The 20,904-nt window shown below is 45.3% G+C and carries 22 protein-coding genes; 13 read left to right on the top strand and 9 right to left on the bottom strand.

The genetic code is table 11. The features are described from left to right. Positions 1-3: 3 nt before the first annotated feature. The 3 genes from K2Q13_RS12235 to K2Q13_RS12225 form a co-directional block, all read right to left on the bottom strand. Positions 4-144 carry a hypothetical protein gene (locus K2Q13_RS12235; RefSeq protein WP_292921430.1) on the bottom strand — a complete coding sequence of 47 codons (141 nt, stop codon included), beginning with the start codon at positions 142-144 and terminating at the stop codon, positions 4-6. Positions 145-242: 98 nt separating this feature from the next. Next, the gene (locus K2Q13_RS12230) at positions 243-728 is read right to left on the bottom strand and encodes a VOC family protein (protein ID WP_292921429.1); all 486 of its coding nucleotides are present in this window, start codon (positions 726-728) and stop codon (positions 243-245) included. A gap of 200 nt (positions 729-928) precedes the next feature. Then, a complete protein-coding gene (locus tag K2Q13_RS12225) occupies positions 929-1,525 on the bottom strand; it encodes a hypothetical protein (protein WP_292921428.1) in 597 nt (198 codons plus the stop codon). 348 nt (positions 1,526-1,873) lie between these two features. Here K2Q13_RS12225 and K2Q13_RS12220 point away from each other — a divergent pair, with 348 nt between their 5' ends. Beyond that, on the top strand, positions 1,874-3,478 hold the full coding sequence (locus K2Q13_RS12220; protein WP_292921427.1) for an ABC-F family ATPase: 1,605 nt from the start codon (positions 1,874-1,876) through the stop codon (positions 3,476-3,478). Positions 3,479-3,680: 202 nt separating this feature from the next. Here K2Q13_RS12220 and folE2 read toward each other — a convergent pair whose 3' ends face one another. The 4 genes from folE2 to K2Q13_RS12200 all read right to left on the bottom strand — a co-directional run bounded on the left by folE2 (position 3,681) and on the right by K2Q13_RS12200 (position 7,586). After that, entirely contained in the window at positions 3,681-4,487 is an 807-nt protein-coding gene (gene folE2 / locus K2Q13_RS12215) for a GTP cyclohydrolase FolE2 (protein WP_292921426.1), read from the bottom strand. 66 nt (positions 4,488-4,553) lie between these two features. Next, positions 4,554-6,398 carry a 1-deoxy-D-xylulose-5-phosphate synthase gene (gene dxs / locus K2Q13_RS12210; RefSeq protein WP_292921425.1) on the bottom strand — a complete coding sequence of 615 codons (1,845 nt, stop codon included), beginning with the start codon at positions 6,396-6,398 and terminating at the stop codon, positions 4,554-4,556. 41 nt (positions 6,399-6,439) lie between these two features. Continuing rightward, positions 6,440-7,333, bottom strand: coding sequence for a polyprenyl synthetase family protein (locus K2Q13_RS12205; RefSeq protein WP_292921424.1), 894 nt, complete (start codon positions 7,331-7,333; stop codon positions 6,440-6,442). Continuing rightward, positions 7,323-7,586 carry an exodeoxyribonuclease VII small subunit gene (locus tag K2Q13_RS12200; RefSeq protein ID WP_292921423.1) on the bottom strand — a complete coding sequence of 88 codons (264 nt, stop codon included), beginning with the start codon at positions 7,584-7,586 and terminating at the stop codon, positions 7,323-7,325. Before K2Q13_RS12200 ends, K2Q13_RS12205 begins: the two co-directional genes overlap by 11 nt. A gap of 529 nt (positions 7,587-8,115) precedes the next feature. Here K2Q13_RS12200 and K2Q13_RS12195 point away from each other — a divergent pair. From K2Q13_RS12195 to K2Q13_RS12155, 9 genes are all read left to right on the top strand, one after another. Next, complete coding sequence (locus tag K2Q13_RS12195; RefSeq protein ID WP_292921422.1) at positions 8,116-8,586, top strand: hypothetical protein; 471 nt, start codon at positions 8,116-8,118, stop codon at positions 8,584-8,586. Between the two features lie 89 nt (positions 8,587-8,675). Further along, positions 8,676-9,827, top strand: coding sequence for an N-acetyltransferase (locus tag K2Q13_RS12190; RefSeq protein ID WP_292921421.1), 1,152 nt, complete (start codon positions 8,676-8,678; stop codon positions 9,825-9,827). Further along, positions 9,824-10,636: a nucleotidyltransferase family protein gene (locus tag K2Q13_RS12185; protein ID WP_292921420.1), complete on the top strand. Its 813-nt coding sequence runs from the start codon at positions 9,824-9,826 to the stop codon at positions 10,634-10,636. Before K2Q13_RS12190 ends, K2Q13_RS12185 begins: the two co-directional genes overlap by 4 nt. Further along, entirely contained in the window at positions 10,633-11,715 is a 1,083-nt protein-coding gene (gene lptF / locus K2Q13_RS12180) for an LPS export ABC transporter permease LptF (protein WP_292921419.1), read from the top strand. Before K2Q13_RS12185 ends, lptF begins: the two co-directional genes overlap by 4 nt. Continuing rightward, positions 11,715-12,773: an LPS export ABC transporter permease LptG gene (gene lptG, locus K2Q13_RS12175; RefSeq protein WP_292921418.1), complete on the top strand. Its 1,059-nt coding sequence runs from the start codon at positions 11,715-11,717 to the stop codon at positions 12,771-12,773. Before lptF ends, lptG begins: the two co-directional genes overlap by 1 nt. A gap of 268 nt (positions 12,774-13,041) precedes the next feature. After that, a complete protein-coding gene (locus tag K2Q13_RS12170; protein WP_292921417.1) occupies positions 13,042-14,274 on the top strand; it encodes a CDP-alcohol phosphatidyltransferase family protein in 1,233 nt (410 codons plus the stop codon). A gap of 26 nt (positions 14,275-14,300) precedes the next feature. After that, the gene (locus tag K2Q13_RS12165; RefSeq protein ID WP_292921416.1) at positions 14,301-16,295 is read left to right on the top strand and encodes a diacylglycerol kinase family protein; all 1,995 of its coding nucleotides are present in this window, start codon (positions 14,301-14,303) and stop codon (positions 16,293-16,295) included. A 60-nt stretch (positions 16,296-16,355) separates the two neighbouring features. Further along, a complete protein-coding gene (locus tag K2Q13_RS12160) occupies positions 16,356-17,000 on the top strand; it encodes a DUF2959 domain-containing protein (protein ID WP_292921415.1) in 645 nt (214 codons plus the stop codon). Between the two features lie 69 nt (positions 17,001-17,069). Further along, the gene (locus tag K2Q13_RS12155) at positions 17,070-17,606 is read left to right on the top strand and encodes a YaeQ family protein (protein ID WP_292921414.1); all 537 of its coding nucleotides are present in this window, start codon (positions 17,070-17,072) and stop codon (positions 17,604-17,606) included. A 95-nt stretch (positions 17,607-17,701) separates the two neighbouring features. Here the strand turns inward: K2Q13_RS12155 and K2Q13_RS12150 are convergent, their stop codons facing one another. Both K2Q13_RS12150 and K2Q13_RS12145 read right to left on the bottom strand, forming a co-directional pair. Beyond that, positions 17,702-18,055, bottom strand: a complete 354-nt coding sequence (locus K2Q13_RS12150) for a DUF488 family protein (protein WP_292921413.1) — start codon at positions 18,053-18,055, stop codon at positions 17,702-17,704. A 77-nt stretch (positions 18,056-18,132) separates the two neighbouring features. Then, a complete protein-coding gene (locus K2Q13_RS12145) occupies positions 18,133-18,519 on the bottom strand; it encodes a surface-adhesin E family protein (RefSeq protein WP_292921412.1) in 387 nt (128 codons plus the stop codon). A gap of 382 nt (positions 18,520-18,901) precedes the next feature. Between K2Q13_RS12145 and K2Q13_RS12140 the strand changes: the two genes are divergently transcribed. The 3 genes from K2Q13_RS12140 to K2Q13_RS12130 are packed head-to-tail and all read left to right on the top strand — an operon-like array spanning position 18,902 to position 20,826. Further along, a complete protein-coding gene (locus K2Q13_RS12140; protein ID WP_292921411.1) occupies positions 18,902-19,549 on the top strand; it encodes a MotA/TolQ/ExbB proton channel family protein in 648 nt (215 codons plus the stop codon). Further along, the gene (locus K2Q13_RS12135) at positions 19,536-19,937 is read left to right on the top strand and encodes a biopolymer transporter ExbD (RefSeq protein WP_292921409.1); all 402 of its coding nucleotides are present in this window, start codon (positions 19,536-19,538) and stop codon (positions 19,935-19,937) included. Before K2Q13_RS12140 ends, K2Q13_RS12135 begins: the two co-directional genes overlap by 14 nt. Before the next feature lie 10 nt (positions 19,938-19,947). Further along, positions 19,948-20,826, top strand: a complete 879-nt coding sequence (locus K2Q13_RS12130; protein ID WP_292921408.1) for a hypothetical protein — start codon at positions 19,948-19,950, stop codon at positions 20,824-20,826. Positions 20,827-20,904 lie beyond the last annotated feature (78 nt).

Raw genomic sequence — 20,904 nt, 5'->3', positions numbered from 1 at the left:
TCATTAAGCCACGGCGTAAATTATTTCGGATCGTACCGGATAGGGATACGTTAGAACGATGTTGGGATTCTCAATGTCATCCTCACTAACCGTGATGATTCTGATGACAGGTATTAATTCAAGACCCGGTACCTTGGTTGCCATGACACAACCACCTCATTACGCCTTCTGCTCCAGTGTAATGCCCATGATTTGGGCATATATAACTTCCGCCTTACGCGAGTTATCAGATCGTTCACATCTCAACCGCGAAATGCCACTTCGATTGCGGCAATGTCGATTTTCCTCATCGTCATCATCGCATCAAATGCTCGTTTGGCGGCCATACGGTCAGGACTGGTGTATGCTTCCGTCAGGGCAATTGGCGTAATCTGCCAAGAGATACCCCACCTGTCCTTGCACCAGCCGCACTCGCTCTCTTGACCGCCGTTGCCGACGATCGCGTTCCAATAGCGATCCGTTTCACTTTGGTCTTCGGTCGCAACCTGAAAAGAAAAGGCTTCATTGTGCTTGAACGCAGGCCCGCCATTGAGTCCGAGGCACGGGATACCCATTACGGTGAACTCGACAGTCAATACATCCCCTTCTTTGCCCGATGGATAATCCCCTGGTGCGCGATGCACCGCGCCGACTGACGAATCGGGAAATGTCTGGGCGTAAAATCGCGCAGCGCCCTCGGCATCGTTTTCGTACCAGAGGCAGATCGTGTTCTTTGCAATCTTTGTCATTTCACATCTCCTTTGAGCTTAGAGATTACACGGTTCCGTACGGCTGCTACATGTTTCGCATTGCGGTTTAACGTGTCGTTGAGCGGCGCCGAAACGCGTAGCTTCGTAGGACGGATGTCCGAAGGACGAAGGGCAATCCGTCAAATCAAAACCAGCGCTAACCTATCATCCAATGCCATCATCACGCTCATGCAGTGGGATCATACGGGGGGAACATTTCCATTCGGCGGAACGCTTTCAGCTTCCGCCTTACGCGGGTTATCTTCATTTTTACACCATTCAGAAAAAGACAGCTCGGTTTTGCTTTTTCTGTATTTGTCTTGTAAGCCTAGCTGTGCGTCAAAGCCAATTTCTTTTCGCTGATTACTCAGAAATAACTGCTCTTTTTGACTTTGAGTTTGGAGGTACACAACTGACCTAAATAAATTAAGGCGCCACAGCCCTTTTTTAAGCACACTAGGCTTGGCTGAGCCTCTGCAATTTGGCATCAAACCGATCTGATGAAAAGAAATTTGAATTAAAGTACCTGCGAGGGTAGAAATAATTTCATCAATTTCTTGGTCTGTTTTTAAACTTGCAATTCCATCAGAGATTAAGTTATTGATTTCTTGTCGCCATTCTTCATCGGCGATTTCAACCGTTGCCTCTATTGCTAACTTAATGATTTGTAGCGTCTTGATTCCATATTTTCGCCACGTCGGAACGTGATTCGATTCCTTCAGTGCGTACCAGGCAGCTTTACCAAAGATACTTTCAAGAGCAGACTTCAAAACTAGGTATTTTTTATATTCGTTCATCACAGTATTTGAAGCTTAGCTGGGATTAGACAGCCTAAATGGTGCAATATATCACGTCAAAAGCCATATCTAAACCTGCAGAATTCACACTATCTCCTTATTTTTATGGAATTGCCACCATTCTAAGCTTCATCACAAGATGGGTATTAGATCCCCCACCCCAAAATTCTATACTTGCGAAGCATAACCCCCAATCGCCATTTCGTGCAATTTGCTCCCTATTTTTCTAGGAAATACCGATCCCTTCTAATCTAATTTAAAACCAAATGAGATTAATTTACACCATCCCACTCAAAACCTTTAAAATGTGCGCCCTTTTCTTGAAACCATCATCCGTAGGTACTCGCTTTGATTACAACCGCCAATATCACTATGCAATTCGGTGCCAAGCCGCTGTTTGAAAATGTTTCCGTAAAATTTGGTAACGGTAACCGCTATGGTTTAATTGGCGCCAATGGTTGCGGCAAGTCAACATTCATGAAGATTCTTGGCAAGGATCTTGAACCCACTTCTGGAAATGTTGCTGTTGATAGCGGTGAACGCGTGGGAAAGCTGCGCCAGGATCAATTCGCTTTTGAAGATTGTTTCGTTATCGATACGGTATTAATGGGGCACGCGGAATTATGGCACGTCAAACAGGAGCGTGACGCCATTTATGCCAACCCGGATGCCACCGAAGAAGAATATATGCATGCTGCCGAGCTTGAGTCGCAATTCGCCGAACTGGATGGCTATTCTGCGGAAGCACGTGCCGGAGAACTGCTGCTTGGGGTAGGCATTCCATCTTCCCAGCATCAAGGACTGATGAGCGCGATTGCGCCAGGATTTAAGCTACGCGTATTATTGGCACAGGCATTATTTTCCAATCCGGATATCTTATTACTGGATGAACCCACCAATAATCTCGATATTAATACAATCCGCTGGCTGGAAGACGTCATCAACGCCAGCAAAAATACCATTATCATTATCTCTCATGACCGGCATTTTCTGAACAGCGTTTGCACGCATATGGCTGACCTGGATTATGGTGAGCTACGGATCTATCCCGGCAACTACGATGACTACATGACCGCCTCGACCCAGGTTCGCGAGCGCATGTTGGCGAATAACGCCAAGAAGAAGACACAGATTGCCGACTTGCAATCTTTTGTCAGCCGTTTCTCTGCGAATGCATCGAAAGCCAGACAAGCAACCAGTCGCGCGCGGCAAATTGAGAAAATAAAACTTGAAGACGTCAAGCCATCCAGCCGCCAATATCCTTTTATCCAGTTTGAAGTGAACGACAGGGATAAGTTGCATCGCCTAGCCGTTTCCATCAAAGCAATCAGCAAGTGTTACCAGGGATTGGACAAACCTTTATTTAATCATTTAAGTCTGGACATAGAGGCCGGCGAGAAAGTCGCCATCATCGGCCCTAACGGAATCGGAAAAACCACGCTCTTACGCTGCCTTGCAGGTGATCTAAGACCGGATTCCGGTGAGATAAAATGGGCCGAGAAGGCACACTCCGGATATTATCCGCAAGATCATGCGGCTGATTTTGAAGAAGCTCTGTCATTAACCGAATGGATGGACCAATGGCGGCAAGGCAGCGATGATGATCAAACGATACGGGGCACATTGGGCCGATTACTGTTCTCAGGCGATGACATCAAAAAATCTACTCGCGTGATTTCTGGCGGAGAACAGGGCCGCATGCTCTTCGGCAAATTGATCCTCCGGAAACCGAATATTTTGCTGATGGATGAACCGACCAATCATCTTGACATGGAATCCATCGAATCACTGAACAGTGCACTTGAGAAATTTAAAGGGACTTTGATTTTTATTTCCCATGACCGGGAATTCGTTTCTTCACTGGCCACACGAATTATTGAAATGAAACCGGATGGCATTAATGATTTCAAAGGTAATTATGAAGATTATCTTGAATCACAAGGCATTGAATAATAAAAATAACACTATAGCTGTCATGCTTATTTCGGCCGCTTATCAATCGCGTCCGCCAGTTATTAGCTCATTCTGGCATCCAGCAACGAACTATTTGCAGCTTCTCAACTACGAACTACAGCAAAAGGCTGCCAAGCCTTGTGATCGGAAAAATTCTGACACATCATTTCTAAATTAATACGGTGTTAACCGTTATGACATACTACCTGCTCTGCGTCTTGTCGTTTTCAATCAACGCATATGCTGAATGGTTATGAATAGATTCAAAATTCTCTGATTCCACAACATAGGCATCAATCCGTTCATCATGATTCAGCACTTCTGCAATATCTCTTACGATATCCTCAACAAACTTTGGATTATCATATGCCTTCTCAGTCACATATTTTTCATCAGGTCTTTTCAACAAACCGTATAGCTCACACGAAGCATTGTTCTCAGCAATTTGGATAATATCTTCAATCCAGACAAAACTATTAGTACGCACAGAAATGGTGACATGCGAACGCTGGTTGTGCGCACCGTAATTGGATATCTTCTTGGAACAAGGACACAAGCTGGTAACAGGAACTATAACTTTCATGGTGAACAGATATTCACTGTTTTTAATCTCGCCTATGAATGTCACTTCATAATCCAGTAAGCTTTTAACTTGTGAAACAGGCGCCGACTTATTGATGAAATAGGGAAAAGTCATTTCAATATGACCAGAATCCGTCTCCAGCTTTGTAATCATCTCCTGTAAGATGATTTGAAATGACTCTACCGAGATTTCCCGCTCGTGACTATTGAGGATCTCAACAAAGCGAGACATGTGCGTACCCTTGAAATTATGTGGCAAATTAACATACATGTTAAAAACCGCCACAGTATGTTGCACACCATCATCTTTATCGGCCACAACCACAGGGTGACGAATCGCCTTAATCCCAACTCGATCTATCGCTATTCGCCGGGTATCCAATGAGCTCTGCACATCGGCAATTGGCATATCTATCTGTTTATTCATATTCTCTCCTGTACGACCAAGTGTTCCTGCTAACGGCAAATCAAGCAACTGATCGATTGTTAATGATTATTCAGGCAATACTGCTCGTACTGATTTGATAATTCCGCCGCTGTCTAATCCGCAGTCTGCAAGCATCTGTGCATGATCGCCGTGTTCAATAAAAATATCCGGCAATCCAAGTTGCAGCAATCTGACTTGGATCTGCTGGCTGCTAAGCGATTCTATGACAGCACTGCCAGCACCTCCCATCACGGTATTTTCTTCCACCGTCACCAACAAACCATGACTAGCAGCCAACGATGCCACAAGATCATCATCCAGCGGTTTAATAAAACGCATATTAACCACTGTGGCATTCAGTTCGTCTCCTGCAGCTAAGCAAGGTGTCAACATGCTGCCAAAAGCCAACAAAGCAATTTTTTCCCCTTGACGTCGGATCTCTCCCCGTCCTATAGGCAATGCCTGCATGTCCTTTTGAACCTGTACACCCGCACCAGTTCCCCTGGGATAGCGAACGGCCGTCGGCGTGTCCAGTTTAAAGGCCGTATACAACATTTGCCTGCATTCATTTTCATCTGCTGGTGCCATCACGGTCAGGTTTGGAATACAACGTAAATAGGTTAAATCAAAACTGCCCGCATGCGTGGGTCCATCTGCCCCGACCAAACCAGCCCGATCGATGGCAAATATTACAGGCAAGTTCTGGATCGCCACATCATGAATCAATTGATCATAGGCGCGCTGCAGAAAGGTTGAGTAAATCGCCACAACTGGTTTTAAGCCATCGCATGCTGCACCTGCCGCGAATGTAACAGCATGTTGCTCAGCTATGCCCACGTCAAAATAGCGTTCGGGATACTCTTGAGAGAAACGAACTAACCCTGAGCCTTCCCGCATTGCAGGCGTCACGCCGATCAAACGAGAATCCTGCGCCGCCATATCACATAACCAATCACCAAAAATTTGTGTATAGGTGGGTTTCCCATTTGCTTTAGCAACAATCCCCTTTTTCGGATCAAACTTCCCCACACCGTGATACAAAATGGGATCTTCTTCCGCAACCTTGTAGCCCGCACCTTTTCGAGTTACCACATGCAGGAATTGCGGACCGTCTAACTGCTTGATGTTTCTCAGGGTAGTAACCAATACATCCAAATCATGACCATCAATCGGTCCAATATAATTAAACCCGAATTCTTCAAATAAAGTGCTCGGCGATACCATACCTTTGACATGCTCCTCAGCACGCTTAGCCAATTCCAGCATGGTTGGAACAACCCCTAACACCTTCTCACCCGCACGCCGCGCCGTAGCATAAAATCGCCCTGACATCAGCTTGGCCAGATAATTGTTAAGTGCTCCAACCGGGCGAGATATTGACATGTCGTTGTCATTCAGAATAACCAGTAAATTAGCATCCATCACGCCAGCGTTATTCAATGCCTCAAATGCCATACCCGCGCTCATGGCACCATCGCCAATAATCGCGATAGCTCGCCGATCAGTCCGGTTTAATTGCGCAGCAACCGCCATACCCAAAGCAGCACTGATCGAAGTACTCGAATGCGCAGTACCGAATGCATCATATTCACTTTCATCGCGACGTGGAAAACCAGCCAACCCGTCTTGCATGCGTAATTTATTCATGCCATTGCGACGACCCGTCAGAATTTTATGCGCATACGTCTGATGCCCTACATCCCAAACCAATTGATCGTGAGGTGTATTAAACACGTAATGTAAGGCAATAGTTAATTCAACCGTACCTAAGTTAGAAGATAGGTGCCCACCCGTTTTTGCGACTGAATCTATCAAGAAACCTCGTAATTCTTTAGCGAACTGCGGTAACTTCTTTTGCTCTAATTCGCGTAATTGGAAGGGTAAGTTAATGGTATCTAACAATGGATACATTCAATGCCTGAAAATAAAAGATGTAGAAAAAATTCTTGGAATCAGAATTTACGTTTAATTATAAAATCAGTTACCTGGCGCAACCTTACCGCAGCTTCATTAAAACCATCCAAAGCTTGATAAGCATCCTGCTGCAGTTTTTCAGCCAGCTCACGCGCTTGGCTAATACCCAGAATACTGACATAAGTCGGTTTATTATGCTCAGCATCCTTTCCAGCGGTTTTGCCCAATGTCGCCGTTGTTGCCTCTGTATCCAGCAAATCATCAACCACTTGGAATGCCAGACCGACACATTTGGCAAAATGATCCAACCTAGCCAATTGTTCGTTGCTCAAACAGCTATTGCACCGCGCACCCAACATCACGGCAGCACGAATCAGTGCACCGGTTTTATGGATATGCATAAACTCCAGTTCTGGCAAACTCAGCATCTTACCGACACTATCCAGATCAAATGCCTGTCCTCCCGCCATACCACGAGAACCCGATGCCAACGCCAACTGCGCGATCATCTCCAGTTGCGTCCCAGGCACATCCGCCAGAGACTTTTCCGCCAACAATTCAAATGCAAGCGTTTGCAAACTATCGCCTGTCAACAACGCAGTGGCTTCATCGTATTCGATATGACAGGTGGGTTTTCCCCGACGTAAAATATCGTCATCCATGCAGGGCAAATCATCATGCACCAAAGAATAAGCATGAATCAGCTCCACTGCAGCAGCTACAACCGTTACACGCTCAAAATCGGCACCAGCAAGCTCGCCCGCCGCAAATGATAATAATGGACGCACTCGTTTTCCACCACCCAGCACCGAATAGCGCATGGCTTTATGCAGCCGTTCAGGAACACAATCGGTAGCCGGCAATCTCGCTTCCAAAAATGTTTCGATACGCGCCTGACAGCTACTCGCCCAATTCTGGAAATCAGGACTCATCGCTATCAGATCGATTAAAGTTTTTTAACTTCCCAGCTTCAAGCACACGCACTTGCTGCTGCGCATTTTGCAATTTATCCTGACAAAATTGCAATAACTCTGCGCCGCGCTGATAAGCTGAAAGTGAAGCTTCCAATGACATCTGCCCGGCTTCCATAGCCATTACTATTTTTTCAAGTTCAGCCGATGCAGCCTCAAAACTTTCGGGTTGAGATGAAGTGGCATTACTACTACTAGGCTTTTTGGGTACCATAACAAGATTGATATAATTTAGGCGCTTATCTTCCGCGATTACAAAACTGGTAAAAATAACGCAATTAGCACTATTAGGTCAATGCAAATTTTGGACTTACAACAAATATCGCTGCTATAGGTTAAAATAATCAGCTGTGAAAATAATGAACTGCTAGCATGAAGAATAGCCATTGCTTTGTCAAAAACTAAAATTCACCTCTAAAAGCTTGGCAGACTCCTAGTTTCGCACTCAAATAAGAATAACTGACTGATATAAGAGTTCGTTAATCAAATACTGCACTGAGCACGCTTAATATCACAGCGCAAAGGTGAGAATTAAATGAAAAAATTGGCATTTGAACGATTGCTGCACATCAAACACATTTTCGATAGAAAAAACTGATTCGGTAATACTTATTAAAATCGGAATACGTGAAAAATGCCCATATTGATCCATGTGCTTTACTATGGCAAGATGAGACGGTATGTTGCGTCAACACAGGAATATTTTATCTAATACATTTATTAACTAGAAACTGGGGACAACTTTGAACGAATATATTGAACAAATCTCCGGATATTTTGAAACTGTCCCGCTATGGCCTTTTGTATTATTTGGCTTATTGGGGATAGTAGCCATTATGGTAGATATTGTTAACCGTAAGCGCCGCGCTTTGGCCGTCGATAATTTCCGTTATACCTTTGAAAAAGAGTTGGCCGACATGTACCCGGAACACAAACGGTGGCCAAAAAATATTAACCATTACCTCACATCCCGATTACCGGAAATGTATCAAAATTTTGAGGTACTTCGCGTTTTCATTCCACAGGATAACTTACGCGAATACAACATAGATTGGAACAATTTCCGTGATTTCTGCCGCGATATTACCGATGAAAAAATTGCCATAGCTGAGCAAAGAGCAACTGAAAACAATCAATCCGTCAAGCAGGAATCCGATCCAAAAGTAGTTTTTCAGAAGCTAACTTCAAAATTACTAAAACATACTGAATTATAATAATATCTTTTTAGCTTCCAATCAAAATAGCAAACTGTGATAGTTAATTCTTCACAGCGTCATTATCAAAATAACGCTTACTATGCACCATGATTAAACACGATAAACCGGGCAATCCCAGAGTGACGGTGCGACCGGTGGTGACATATCGTGACATGAGTAAGTTTATTGATGTGCCCTGGCACATATACGCTAATGACCCGATGTGGGTGCCGCCATTGCGTTTGGAACGACGCTTTCATTTTTCCCGCTACAACCCCTTTTTTAAACATGGCGAATGGCAAGCCTGGGTAGCATTTCAAGACGATCGACCTGTTGGGCGTATCAGCGCACAAATCGATTCATTACACCAGGAACGCTACGGCACAGACAGCGGCCACTTCGGTCTGATGGAATGTATCGACAATTCGGAAGTATTTGCTGCATTGATACTTAACGCAGAAGCATGGTTAGTTTCCCGGAAAATTCGGCGTATCAGCGGCCCGTTCAATCTTTCGATAAATCAAGAATGCGGCATACTGGTGGATGGATTTGATACGCCGCCTGTGATCATGATGCCACACTCAGCACGCTGGTATGACCGTTTACTGGCGGAACAGGAATATCATCCAGTAAAAGATTTATTGGCTTACCGAGTCAGGGTTGATTTTGAAATACCACGCGTGATGCAGATGCTGATCAATCGATTTTCCTCAAAAATTACAATACGTACAATACAACGTAATAAATTTGATGAAGAAATGGAAACGCTACGCGATATCTTCAACGATGCCTGGTCTGAAAACTGGGGATTCATTCCATTTACACAAGAAGAATTTGCCGAACTGGGAAGTAGTCTACGCCTGCTGGTATCAGACGAATTCATCCAAATTGCCGAGGTGAATGGCAAACCTGCGGCATTTATGGTGGGGTTACCCAATCTTAACGAAGTTTTAGCTAAATTGAACGGAAGCCTGTTTCCATTTGGTTGGCTCAAGATCATCAAAAGTATTAGAAACCATGAGATTCGTTCAGGCCGTATACCGCTGATGGGCGTACGTAAACAGTTTCACAATACGCCCATTGGTCTGGCATTAGCTTGCTTGGTCATAGACGCGCCCCGACAGACTACTATTGCCCGTGGCATTCAGGAGGTTGAAATGTCATGGATACTGGAAGATAACATGGCAATGCGCAGCATTCTCGACGCTATTGGCAGTGAACAGCACAAACGCTATCGTATCTACCAAAAAATATTATGAGTAATGCGCCCAATCCGACATCGCAACAATTTGTCGCACTGGTTCTAGCCGCTGACCGTACCGGCAAGGACCCTATCACGCAATATACCGGTTCAACTTGCAAAGCCTTTGCGCCGGTTGATGGCATTCCGATGATTATCCGTGTTCTGGATACGCTGATGGCTTGTGAGCAAATCTCCGCCATCATTTTATGCGGCCCACCGGAATCGTTACACGTCCATTGCCCGGAATTAAAACAGCGCATCGTTTCAGGGCAAGTAAGCTGGCTCCCCAATCTGGATTCCCCCAGCCGCAGCACTGAGAGTGGGTTGAGTCAAGTGCCTAGCAATACACCGGTATTATTAACCACTGCCGACCACGCTTTACTCACACCTAATATTGTACAAAATTTTCTGAAAAAATCGCTGGCTTCAGAGAGTGACGCTACAGTGGGTGCAATCGATCAGCGCATTGTTGCGGCTGCATTCCCAAATTCCAAGCGTACTGTAATTCGCCTACGAGACGGTGGATTTTGTGGCTGCAATCTATTTACTTTCAAACCATCAGGACGTCCCATAGTCAAATTCTGGCGCAAAGCAGAAGATTTACGTAAACGCCCATGGCGCTTAATTGCACAGGTACTGGGGTTGAAAACGGTATTATCTTATTTATTCGGATCCTTAACCTTGCACCAGGCCTTAGCAGCCGTATCGGAAAAATCAGGAGTAACCATACAAGCAATTATGCAGGATGACCCGCGCGCAGGAGTAGACGTAGATAAAGTCGAAGACTTAGCGCTGGCTGAATCGATACTCAAAGCAGATTCATGAAATTAATCGAGCGCTATATTGCACGGGAAATAATGCTACCTTTCACGGTAGTCATTCTCATTCTGATCGGACTGTTCGCCAGTTTCAGCAGCGCCAGGCTTCTAGCTGGAGCCGTCACGGAAACATTGGGAATCGCCGGCTTAATTAAACTGGTTTTTTTAAAAACTCTAATCGCATTGGAGGTGCTAATCCCCATTGCTCTCTATATTTCAGTCATTATTGGCTTAGGCAGACTCAACAAAGATCAAGAGCTGAATGTTATCCGTTCAGTAGGTATCAGCGGCAGCCGTATCGTTCTTGCGGTGCTGACAGTTGCTATACCGATTGGTATCATCAGTGGCATGCTGTCATCGTATGTTCGCCCTTGGGCCTATGGAGAAAGTTATGTCCTCGACGCACAAGCCGAAGCGGAACTCAATACCAACCGGTTCCAAGCCGGACGGTTTTATGGTAGTGAAAAAAGTGGCAGAGTCATTTATGTGCGTAATAAAGATGATAGCAATAAACAAATGCAAAATATTTTTCACTACATCAAGAAACCTGATGCCAGTGAAATCGTCATTGCTAAACAAGCTCGACAGATTAAACCAACAACAGAAGACGATAGACCGCACATTCAGTTATCAGAAGGTGTCATTTACCAATTAACCAGCACGGCCAACATTGATGATGTCATTCAGTTCAGAAAATTGATGTATTTCATCGATAATGATTTTGTTATGAATTACCGACGTAAAGCAGCCGCGACAAGAACACTGTGGGAATCCGATCTGCCGCGTGATATCGCAGAGTTACAATGGCGTATCTCACGTCCGCTGGCTACCATACTACTGGCACTGATTGCCTTAACTTTTATTCACACCGCTGCTCCACGCCAAGATAAAACGGAGAAAACCTATCTCATTGCTGCCTTGGTTTTCGCCGCGTACTACAATCTGAGTGGGTTAGCAAAAACCTGGGTAGAACAAGAAACTGTTGGCAGCATACCCGGCGTATGGTGGCTAGAGCTGCTCATGCTTCTTGCGCTTATCATTTATGCCCTGATTGTTAGACAAAAACAATTATCGCGCCCGAAATAATGATTTATCGATATATCTCCATTCAAGTTTTTATCGGCTTCTTGATTGCCATCGCTGTATTATTGCCGCTTTTCAGTTTCTTTGACTTACTGGAGGAATTAGATGATGTAGGTAGAGGCACTTATCGTATTAGTGATGCATTTCTCTATACCGCCATGCTGTTGCCACGCAGATTTATTCAAATCGCCCCTTTCGTGGCTTTATTAGGCACTGTCTCGGCACTTGGAAAATTAGCGATACATTCAGAATTGATTGCCATGCGAGTTGCCGGACTTTCCCCCTGGCGCATTAGCATCGCACCTTTAAGTGTCGGTATTTTACTCTTGCTGGGCGTTGCCATTTTAGAGCAATTTGTTGCACCGCAACTACAACAAAAAGCAATTACTTATCGGGCTATTGCACTGGAACAAAGTGCTGAACTCGGTGGAAACCTGGGAATCTGGACCCGCAATGAAAAGAATATTCTGCGCATCGGTCAAATCATCCACAATAAAAAAGCGGCCGATATTGAAATCTTGCAACTGGATCAAGAAGACTTTTTAGCCGCACATATCCAGGCTCAAACTGCAGAAATTATTGATAATGAAACCTGGGAACTCAGCAATGTTATTGTCAGAACATTCGAAAACAACCAAATCTTGGCCATTCGCCATAACACTTTAAACTGGACTTCCTTTGTCAGCCCGGAAGACATCGCCACACTGACTAAACCACCAGAAAGTCTGTCACCACTTGAGTTGTTCCGGCATGTTGAATTTCTGCGCAGCACCGGCCAGGACGCAGATTCTTACGCACTAGCGCTATGGCGAAAAATCGGTAGTGCGCTGATGACCATCGCAATGCTGCTATTATCCATTCCTTTTGTTTTCGGATCGATTCGCAGCGGTTTAAGCAACAAACTGGTATTTGCTTCGCTGATTGGTATTGCAGTTTATTTACTCGATCAAATTATTGCAAATACTGGGTTGATATTGCAATTAAACCCAGCGCTGATTGCATTGGCACCCGGTTTTACTATGATTATTCTGGCTCATCTATGGTTAAACCGAACTTATTAAGTCACTCTGAACCTATCATAAAACTGTAAATGAGAAAGCAGCAAAAACCACCTGAAGTAAATAAAAAATCATATAGTTTTCAAACACGCTTTAACACATTAGTTCGTTTATGTAGATTCTTCTTCAAAACTTCGTTGACAATTCGTAGCGCGCAACAGTCTATTATTGTTGTCATAAAACATCTAAAATCGCATAACCTTGCTAAATCCAGTATACGCTCGCCAAGGTCGGATAATCAATTCATATAAGAACCAGGTACCTATTAAACATGCCGACTTCAACCTATATTCATATTTTCGGTGACAATCAAATAACCATTTGGGGATTAACAGGCCTCGAACGTTTGCAACGCATGCTGAAAGCACACGAACAAGTCACTCTTGTCGATGATGTCGAGAAAATTCCCATGCATGCCAATGCATTATTCCTGAATGCTAACTTTCTGTTTGATGCACGCGTGCTTTCGGCATTGCTCGGACTGGATAAGAGAATCGCTTTATACAGTGAAGAAGGTTGCCCGGCTGCGATACGCACCGATGGTAACCAGGCATCGCGGCTACTTAAAAATCTTAACAATAACAAAAGTCAAAATTATAAATTCGTGTTGCTAACCATGCCGCGAATTGATTTAAAAGATTTGAAAATTGATTTTCAACAGAATCTAAAAAAGAAAGACCCACCGTACATTCTGCCTATCAGCGAGGAGAATCGTTCATTACTGGAAAAAGAACTATTCTCAGGATCATACAAAGGTGTCACCGATCTCGTTACTAAATGGATTTGGCCATTACCGGCATACTGGACTACACATTTTTGCGTGCGCCAGGGCTGGCAACCTAATCACGTAACGTATCTCAGCATTGTACTTGCCATTCTAACCGGACTGGCATTCTGGGCTGGATTCTTTGGCATTGGATTGTTGATGGGATGGTTCATGACTTTCCTCGATACGGTCGATGGAAAATTGGCGCGGGTCACAGTCACTTCAAGTCGCATTGGAGACGTCCTGGATCACGGCTTGGATATTGTCCATCCACCGTTATGGTACCTGGCATGGGGAGCAGGATTAGCGGGGACACAAACAGCTATTCCCGGCTTGGAAATTTTCATGCTACTGATGTTTCTAGGTTATATCGGCGGACGATTGTGCGAAGGCACATTTCAACTATGGTTAGCGCCGTTTGATATGTTTATCTGGCAAAAACTGGATTCATTTAATCGCTTGATTACAGCCCGACGTAACCCCAATCTACTCTTTCTTAGCTATGGTTGGTGGGTTGATCGTCCGGATATCGGATTGTACCTGGTCGTGTTCTGGCACTTGATTTCGACCGTGTTTCTCGCATGGCGCGTGCTAATGGCTTGGCGAACCAAAAATGCAGAAGGAACACTGAAATCCTGGTTACAGGATGTGGATCCAACACGTGACCGGGAAATACTCGCTGTCAGAATTTTTACGCGTGCTCCGATTGATCTCAGGAAACCGTTCCCGCTATCCTGAAATTTAACGGCTTACAACAACACTTGATGACTTTACAATCGCGGATCGATCGCATAACAGCCGGAACAGCCAAGGTCGGTTGCCTACTTAACCCTATGGGTGGCCAAGTACGCAAACACAACCTAGCCATCCGGCAGGCATTGGAGGCGATACCAAGCATTCTCATATGCGAAGCCAGCGATGCCTCCGGTTTTGAAACTGCGATTAATCAGCTCATCCGTGCAAAAATAGACTTGCTGGTCATCGTTGCAGGAGACGGCACCACACACGCTATTTTCGGTCATCTATTCACATCGCTGGCACCTGAACAATGGCCACTCATTATGATTGTTCCTGGCGGAACCACCAACATGACACCGCTGGATCTAGGAATTCACGGCAAGCCGGAGAAAATCATCCGGCAATTACATCATTATCTACTCGAACCATCCGCACCTAAACTGGCACAACGCCCGGTGTTGCGTATCGAACAAACAGGAACAAACCCCATTTACGGCATGTTCTTTGCCGCTGGACTCGTAGCACGCGGCGTCAAATTTTCGCGCAGCTCGGTAAAGCAAATCGGAATCACCGGTAGCATTTTTACCTTTCTGATTATGCTGCGATCCCTTGTAGGCATCATTACCGGAATGATATTAGGCCGCCAGCAAAAGGAGTGGATGCCTGTCAAAATGACAATGACGGAGGCAAATGGTCGGATTCACCAAGGCACCTATTTATTTGCACTCGTCAGTGCATTGGATTGTCTGTTGCTCAATATCCGCCCCTATTGGGGCAAAGAATCAGAACCACTCCATGTGACATGGGTTGATCAGCAATCCAAACGCTTGTGGCGATCATTGTGGCCGCTACTTTCGGGTGGAGGGAAGGTGCTACAGGAAAAAGATGGCTACTATAGCCATAACACCTCCGCTCTGACTGTACACATGAATGACGAATACATTGTGGACGGCGAATTGTATCAATCAATCAATACACAGAACCCCCTGCGAATTACCGCAACTAACCCCATCACTTTTTTAGTACTCAAGGACACCGTTAGCACCATGATCTCTTCTATACCACTGCCCACCCAACAACTACCCATTCGGTTGATTAGCGAAGTTGCCTGGGAAAACAACAAAGAAACATCACCCGATCTTGTACCTTTGATAGATTCCCTTACGATGCGTTTCGGTGAATCACTGGATGCCGTGATGCTTTATGGATCCTGCCTACATTCCGCTGTCAGTCTGGACGAAGGTATTGTCGATTTGTATGTCATCGTTAACAGCTACTATCAAGCTTATCCCGAACGATATTTAGCCAATTTAAACACTGGGCTGGCACCCAATGTTTTTTATCTCGAAATACCGTATCAAGAACGCATATTACGTGCCAAATACGCCGTCATTTCAACCAAAGATTTTGAACGTGGTGCACAATTCTGGTTTCATCCGTATATCTGGGCACGCTTCGCACAGCCAGCGAGAATGCTGTATTTTCGTGATGATTCCGTACGGGAACGCCTCTATGTAGCACAAGCCCATGCTGTGATTAATTTCCTGAAATCAGGTGTCGTAACAATCGACCCTGGTATCATTAATGTTGAAGAAATTTGGACTCGCTGCCTGATGCTCACCTATGCAGCTGAATTACGTGCTGAGCGGGAGACACGCGCACGCCATCTGGCCCAAACCAACCTGGATGCATTTACCCGTCTCACCGATGTAGCGAGCCCCATGCTGGAAGGAATATTAGAAAAACAAGACAATGGGAAATATCGCTGTCTAACCACACCAGAAATGCAACGACGGGCGTTATGGCATTGGCGTTGGCGTCGCTGGCAGGGAAGAATCCTTTCCATCCTGCGCTTATCCAAAGCTACACTAACATTTAGTAATAGCGTAGATTACGCCGCATGGAAAATTGAACGGCATACCGGCGTGCGCGTGGAAGTCACGCCGAAATTACGCCGCCATCCTATTCTGTGGGGCTTAAAGGTAGCCTGGCAGTTATTAAGACGCGGCGTGGTACGCTAGAAAGATTAATCACCCGCTGCGCTATATACTCACAAACTGGACTTTCTTAGGGAGATATTGATGAATCATTTAAATCGCTTATTTTTACTTCCGGTTCTCTTGCTGCTAACTGCTTGCACCACGATGTATCTCGAAGGCTTGGAAAAAGTCGGCATTCCCAAACGGGACGTCATGGTCTATCGGGTTGAGAAAGCGCGCGACACGCAAGAAGAAACCAAGGAGCAATTCAAGTCCGCCTTAGAACAATTCACCGCCGCCACCAACTTTCAAGGCGGCGATCTCGAAGCCACTTATAACAAGCTGAATGATGCCTATGAAGACAGCGTGAGCAAAGCCGAGGAAGTGAACAGTCGCATTGCCGATATTGAAAGCGTTTCTGAAGCATTGTTTACCGAATGGAAACAAGAAATCACGCAATACAGCAATGCATCAATGAAACAAAGCAGCCAAAAAAAACTCGACACCACGCAAGCGCACTACCACCAACTGATTGCCTCGATGAAACAAGCCGAGGCCAAGATTGAGCCAATCCTGCGCGTTTTCCAAGATCAAGTCATGCTCCTCAAGCACAACCTGAATGCGCGTGCGATAGCTTCGCTCAAGAATGAACTGGGCACGATCAAGTCCGATGTATCCGCGCTCATTGCTTCGATGGAGCGGTCGATCAATGAGGCCAACGCGTTTATCAGTACGATGGAGAAATAAATCACCGCTAGAAATCTCGAAATACTCATCAGGCGCTATTCCGAGGTTTCCAACAATCAGGAAACGCCAGTGGCTTTAAAACCAACTATTTATAAATTCAAGATTGCGCTGACGGATCTCAATCGCAATTATTACGACACACTTAACCTGACCATCGCCCAGCACCCATCCGAAACGCTTGAACGCATGATGACACGCATGCTCGCATTTTGCATCAATGCTCAGGAATCTCTCGCGCTTACTAAAGGATTAAGCACCGCGGAAGAACCTGACCTATGGGCACATACTCCGGATGGCCGAATTGCATTGTGGATCGACATTGGCGAGCCTGCCCCGGATCGAATCAAAAAAGCTACACGGCTCGCCCAGACTGTCAAAGTGTATAGTTTTAACTCCAAGTCGAATGTGTGGTGGAGACAAGAACAAACCAAATTTAATGCACTGACGGCAACTATTTTCCAGTTCCAATGGCACAACATCCAAACCCTGGCAAAACTGGCGCAACGAACAATGGATATCTCTGTCACGATTTCCGAGGAATCTGCTTATGTGGCCACAGAATCGGGTGAGTGTGAGGTAAATTGGGTATCGTTAAGCGTTAATTAATTTTTTAATGCGACTCAATTCTTGAGATTAAATTATCCTGCAATTCCCGACATCTGAGTTAGGTCGGCTTCAGAAATGCCGCCCTGGCTTGTCAGTCACTTCATATTCTCAAGATACTCTTTGAGTACGACAGCATGATTATGCTCCATATCCTTCGCACCATATACGAGTGTAACCACCACATCATGGCGCACGTGCCCGACAAGTTGCTCAACCGCTTCCGTATTATGACGAAGTTCCAGAAAATAATGATCTCGAAATTCGATCCATTTTAATGGATCGTGATTAAACCACTTACGAAGAGGCGTACTGGGCGCCACGTCCTTGAGCCATAAATCAATATGTGCCAAGTGCTTGGAAACTCCTCGCGGCCAAAGCCGATCCACAAGGATTCGAAACCCATCGCTTGGCGCGAATGGCTCGTATGCTCGCTTAATCAGGATAGTCATCAGTTTTTGACAAGCAAAGTGGTAACAAGAAAAATAATCGAATTAAGTAAACTAGCATTGTTTTGACTAAAGCCTGCTTAGTCAAAACAAATCGTCTCCGCAATATGTCGAAACATAGAATTAGCCGAAAAACCAAACCAATCTCTGGATTCTTCATGGTGCGCACCGATCACCCTACCTGTGGCCTCTTTATCCGGACACAACAACATCGTGAGCGAACGGGCTTTGTGATGAGCGCAATCGAATTCATACAAAGTTTTAACTGCATGATGCCCTCCTTTTTGCTTCTCATCGTAGCTGGAAAGCACCCAAATTTTTCTGAATTGATCGTTTTTCTGCATTGTTTCAGGTTCAAAATGATGGGTTTCGCCTTGTTTGGCAGTCATATCCAGCTTAATCCACTTGGCTTGTGCAGGCATGACAACAAATAGCAGGAATAGTACTGTTAAATATTTCATCATCATTAATTACTATGATTTGCTCGTTTCATCTGTTTCTTCATTCTACAGAGTGTCTAAGCTATGGGTAATTTGAATAGATTTCGCCTTTCTACAACAAAATCATAAATGTAAGTCATTTTGCCATTAAATAGTTCCAACTGCTGGTGTTTTCAACTATTCTTAGCATCCATATATTCTGCAATACCGGATTCTTTATCCACAGGTTTTTGAAAAATCACACGATAATACGTCGGCTGCAGATTTACTGATGGTTGGGATGAACCTGTATTTTGTAATGATATTTTGCAGCGCATGAACGCCGCAGGGTTTTCTTGTACTAAAACAATCATCCAATGAATACGAGCAGCGATAGTTTTATGAATAGCCTTAATCTGGAGTTAATATAATGGAAGAATTGAATCAAGCCTGGATCATGTTAAAGCTTGGTGGCATTATTATCATACCGCTGGTTTTATTGGGTGTTATTGCGGTAGCAATTATGCTTGAAAAAGCTTTTATCTATTGGCGTTATGCGCGTCTTTCCAGCGATCTACTCAATCTGGTGGAAACCTATGGCTTCAAATGGAACGATTTGGAAAAAATACTTTCCGGGCTGGATAGCCGCCACTATTACAAGCGTTTCTTTGAAGTAGTAATTTCCAATCGGCATCAACCCGCTTGGTGGACGGAATCTCGAGCCGCCGATGAGGCGCAAATTATTGAAGAATCACTGGCACGTCGATTATGGGCACTGGAAACTATTGTTACTGCCGCGCCGCTGCTTGGACTGGTGGGCACCGTGATCGGCATGATGCGCGCCTTCCAGGTGATCGGCAGTGAAGGCTTGGTTAATCCCACAGCGGTCACCGGCGGGGTTGCCGAAGCACTCATTGCTACCGTAGTAGGGCTGGCAATTGCGTTGGTAGCTTTGTTTGGATTCAATTACTTTTCCCGCCTGCAATCGCTAACAATGGATGAAATGGAACGCCTGGGTACGCGACTGATCGACAACATCCGTCGGGATCAACAGGATTATCACGATGAAACTGCGTAAATCCCGCATCATTCCGAAAGGAAAAATTGAGATCATCCCGATGATCGATGTGATGTTTTTCTTGCTGGCGACATTCATGCTGGCTTCTTTATCGATGCAAAATTTGGATTCATTACAGGTCGATTTGCCCGAAGGACAAGCAGAAAAGCTCAGCGCGGAAAAACCGGTTACATTGACGTTAACCAAAGACAGCAAAATCTATATCAATCAGACAGCAGTCACGCTGGACACGCTGGCAAGCACACTCGAGCCGTTACTCGCCGATTCCAAGCAAAAATTGATCGTATCCGCGGATAACGAAGCGCCTCAAGGTATCGTCGTACAAGCTATGCTGCGCGCCCGATCCGCCGGAGCCCAGCATTTTCTGATTGCAGTCAAACATAAATAGCACGTTAAGAATGGCAAGTTCCCGATCGAGAGAAATCCGCCTGTGGTGGCCGCTGCCATTGGCTACGCTCGTCTGGCTGCTGGCCATCTGGGGTCTGGGATTTTTTCTGTCATTACCTGAAGTGGAAATAGATACACCACTCCCCATAGCCGCCAGCTTCATCGACGTAAATGAATCCGAAGATGCTAGTAATTCGCTGCCTGCCTCTCAACCAAGAACGCCCGCTCCGCAACCCGAAAAGCCTCAAGTAGCTGAAGCACAACCCGCACCTAAAACACCACCGACACCTGCTCAGCCACCACCATCAAGACCTCCAACCAAGCCCAAGGCAGCCGAGAAGCCGAGCCAACCCAAAGCACCTATCCCAGCGCAGGAAGTTGCCAAGACCAAAGCGCCTCCGGAACCTCCTGCGGATGCGCCCACTGATCTGTCTGAGTATATTAATCAAGCAAAAGCGCGCCGCCGCGCCGCGGAAGGAATCTTCGACTCACAGGAAAGTACAGCATCCAGCAGTACTGCAAATCAACCTTCAGCAGACGAGATCCGTATGGCGAATGTACGGCGTAATCTGCAAAACCCTGGTACCAGCGGTATATTCCAAATTCTTCGCATCGGCCCGCGTACGGCGGAATTTTCATTTCGCGCCTGGACTACCGGTCAAAGCAATCCACGGTTACAGATGATTCGGGTCGAAACTGGAACAGATGGCGATATTGAACGTGCCATCATTCGCCGTATGATCCAACTGATTCGGGAACACTACAAAGAAGATTTTAATTGGGAATCGCATCGCTTGCACCGTGTCATCGTCTTATCTGCGAGAGAGAGAGATAGCGCAGGATTGGAAGATTTCTTAATGCGTGAATTTTTCATAAACCCAACACGTTAATCTTGTTCAAATTATTATAAATTACCTCAAGTAACACACTAATAAAGTCGTAACTATCAAACACAGAGAACAATTTCA

Source organism: Nitrosomonas sp., assembly GCF_019752095.1.
In the GTDB taxonomy this organism is placed as follows: domain Bacteria; phylum Pseudomonadota; class Gammaproteobacteria; order Burkholderiales; family Nitrosomonadaceae; genus Nitrosomonas.
Note: the sequence above shows the minus strand (reverse complement) of the source record. Positions and strands in the feature narration are given on the sequence as shown.

What these genes read in the sequence shown, in the direction of transcription:
- K2Q13_RS12130 (WP_292921408.1), top strand. Translation starts at nt 19,948, where the DNA reads ATGGCAAGTTCCCGATCGAGAGAAATCCGCCTGTGGTGGCCGCTGCCA.
- K2Q13_RS12160 (WP_292921415.1), top strand. Translation starts at nt 16,356, where the DNA reads ATGAATCATTTAAATCGCTTATTTTTACTTCCGGTTCTCTTGCTGCTA.
- K2Q13_RS12185 (WP_292921420.1), top strand. Translation starts at nt 9,824, where the DNA reads ATGAGTAATGCGCCCAATCCGACATCGCAACAATTTGTCGCACTGGTT.
- K2Q13_RS12235 (WP_292921430.1), bottom strand. Translation starts at nt 144, where the DNA reads ATGGCAACCAAGGTACCGGGTCTTGAATTAATACCTGTCATCAGAATC.
- K2Q13_RS12165 (WP_292921416.1), top strand. Translation starts at nt 14,301, where the DNA reads ATGACTTTACAATCGCGGATCGATCGCATAACAGCCGGAACAGCCAAG.
- K2Q13_RS12205 (WP_292921424.1), bottom strand. Translation starts at nt 7,333, where the DNA reads ATGAGTCCTGATTTCCAGAATTGGGCGAGTAGCTGTCAGGCGCGTATC.
- K2Q13_RS12225 (WP_292921428.1), bottom strand. Translation starts at nt 1,525, where the DNA reads ATGAACGAATATAAAAAATACCTAGTTTTGAAGTCTGCTCTTGAAAGT.
- lptF (WP_292921419.1), top strand. Translation starts at nt 10,633, where the DNA reads ATGAAATTAATCGAGCGCTATATTGCACGGGAAATAATGCTACCTTTC.
- K2Q13_RS12150 (WP_292921413.1), bottom strand. Translation starts at nt 18,055, where the DNA reads ATGACTATCCTGATTAAGCGAGCATACGAGCCATTCGCGCCAAGCGAT.
- dxs (WP_292921425.1), bottom strand. Translation starts at nt 6,398, where the DNA reads ATGTATCCATTGTTAGATACCATTAACTTACCCTTCCAATTACGCGAA.
- K2Q13_RS12170 (WP_292921417.1), top strand. Translation starts at nt 13,042, where the DNA reads ATGCCGACTTCAACCTATATTCATATTTTCGGTGACAATCAAATAACC.
- K2Q13_RS12200 (WP_292921423.1), bottom strand. Translation starts at nt 7,586, where the DNA reads ATGGTACCCAAAAAGCCTAGTAGTAGTAATGCCACTTCATCTCAACCC.
- K2Q13_RS12190 (WP_292921421.1), top strand. Translation starts at nt 8,676, where the DNA reads ATGATTAAACACGATAAACCGGGCAATCCCAGAGTGACGGTGCGACCG.
- K2Q13_RS12135 (WP_292921409.1), top strand. Translation starts at nt 19,536, where the DNA reads ATGAAACTGCGTAAATCCCGCATCATTCCGAAAGGAAAAATTGAGATC.
- K2Q13_RS12145 (WP_292921412.1), bottom strand. Translation starts at nt 18,519, where the DNA reads ATGATGATGAAATATTTAACAGTACTATTCCTGCTATTTGTTGTCATG.
- K2Q13_RS12230 (WP_292921429.1), bottom strand. Translation starts at nt 728, where the DNA reads ATGACAAAGATTGCAAAGAACACGATCTGCCTCTGGTACGAAAACGAT.
- K2Q13_RS12140 (WP_292921411.1), top strand. Translation starts at nt 18,902, where the DNA reads ATGGAAGAATTGAATCAAGCCTGGATCATGTTAAAGCTTGGTGGCATT.
- lptG (WP_292921418.1), top strand. Translation starts at nt 11,715, where the DNA reads ATGATTTATCGATATATCTCCATTCAAGTTTTTATCGGCTTCTTGATT.
- folE2 (WP_292921426.1), bottom strand. Translation starts at nt 4,487, where the DNA reads ATGAATAAACAGATAGATATGCCAATTGCCGATGTGCAGAGCTCATTG.